We start from the raw sequence: 1771 nt of genomic DNA on the forward strand, positions 1-1771 counted from the left end.
GGTGGATGCGTGGGACCTGATCTGGTAGTAGCCAAGCGATGGGGTGACGCAGGAAGGTAGCTGGGCCAGTCAGTGGTTGTACTGGTGTAAGCCTGTAGGGCGAACGGTAGGCAAATCCGCCGTTCATGAAGCCTGAGAGGTGATGCGTAGCCGATTGAGGCGAATTCAGTGATCCTATGCTGCCGAGAAAAGCCTCTAGTGAGTTGTTACACGGCCCGTACCCCAAACCGACACAGGTGGTCAGGTAGAGAATACTAAGGCGATCGAGATAACTATGGTTAAGGAACTCGGCAAAATGCCCCCGTAACTTCGGGAGAAGGGGGGCCTCGTCCGGTGATCACTCTTGCAGTGTGAGCTGGGTGGGGCCGCAGAGACCAGTGAGAAGCGACTGTTTACTAAAAACACAGGTCCGTGCGAAGTCGTAAGACGATGTATACGGACTGACGCCTGCCCGGTGCTGGAAGGTTAAGAGGACCGGTTAGCTCGTAAGAGCGAAGCTGAGAATTTAAGCCCCAGTAAACGGCGGTGGTAACTATAACCATCCTAAGGTAGCGAAATTCCTTGTCGGGTAAGTTCCGACCTGCACGAATGGCGTAACGACTTCTCAGCTGTCTCAACCATAGACTCGGCGAAATTGCATTACGAGTAAAGATGCTCGTTACGCGCGGCAGGACGAAAAGACCCCGGGACCTTCACTACAGCTTGGTATTGGTGTTCGGTTCGGTTTGTGTAGGATAGGTGGGAGACTGTGAAGCGGTGACGCCAGTTACTGTGGAGTCGTTGTTGAAATACCACTCTGATCGTATTGGATACCTCAACCTCGGACCATGATCTGGTTCAGGGACAGTGCCTGGTGGGTAGTTTAACTGGGGCGGTTGCCTCCTAAAATGTAACGGAGGCGCCCAAAGGTTCCCTCAGCCTGGTTGGCAATCAGGTGTCGAGTGCAAGTGCACAAGGGAGCTTGACTGTGAGACTGACAAGTCGAGCAGGGACGAAAGTCGGGACTAGTGATCCGGCACCGGCAAGTGGAAGCGGTGTCGCTCAACGGATAAAAGGTACCCCGGGGATAACAGGCTGATCTTCCCCAAGAGTCCATATCGACGGGATGGTTTGGCACCTCGATGTCGGCTCGTCGCATCCTGGGGCTGGAGTAGGTCCCAAGGGTTGGGCTGTTCGCCCATTAAAGCGGCACGCGAGCTGGGTTTAGAACGTCGTGAGACAGTTCGGTCTCTATCCGCCGCGCGCGTAAGAAACTTGAGGAAGGCTGTCCCTAGTACGAGAGGACCGGGACGGACGAACCTCTGGTGTGCCAGTTGTTCCACCAGGAGCACCGCTGGTTGGCTACGTTCGGAAGGGATAACCGCTGAAAGCATCTAAGCGGGAAGCCTGTTCCAAGATGAGGTTTCTCACCCCCACGAGGGGGTAAGGCCCCCGGCAGACCACCGGGTTGATAGGCCAGAACTGGAAGCCCAGTAATGGGTGCAGGTGACTGGTACTAATAGGCCGAGGACTTACCACAAAGAAGCTACGCGTCCACTGTGCAATATCTGAAACAACACACGAGTTGTTCAGCAAGCACAATCGAATACACGAATCCGCTGCCCACACTCGTGTGGGTGACAGGGTTCGCTCGTGACACTGTTTCGCAGAGTTACGGCGGCCATAGCGGAGGGGAAACGCCCGGTCCCATTCCGAACCCGGAAGCTAAGCCCTCCAGCGCCGATGGTACTGCACTCGACAGGGTGTGGGAGAGTAGGACACCGCCGAACAC

General features: G+C 55.6%; 2 rRNA genes. Both read left to right on the forward strand.

The window, feature by feature from the left end:
- Window positions 1-1519, forward strand: a 23S ribosomal RNA gene (locus ACNEOT_RS25350); the annotation flags it as partial.
- Window positions 1520-1652: 133 nt separating this feature from the next.
- Window positions 1653-1769: ribosomal RNA gene (rrf, locus tag ACNEOT_RS25355) — 5S ribosomal RNA — on the forward strand.
- Window positions 1770-1771 lie beyond the last annotated feature (2 nt).

Source organism: Rhodococcus sp. 077-4, assembly GCF_047782425.1.
In the GTDB taxonomy this organism is placed as follows: Bacteria; Actinomycetota; Actinomycetes; order Mycobacteriales; family Mycobacteriaceae; genus Rhodococcoides.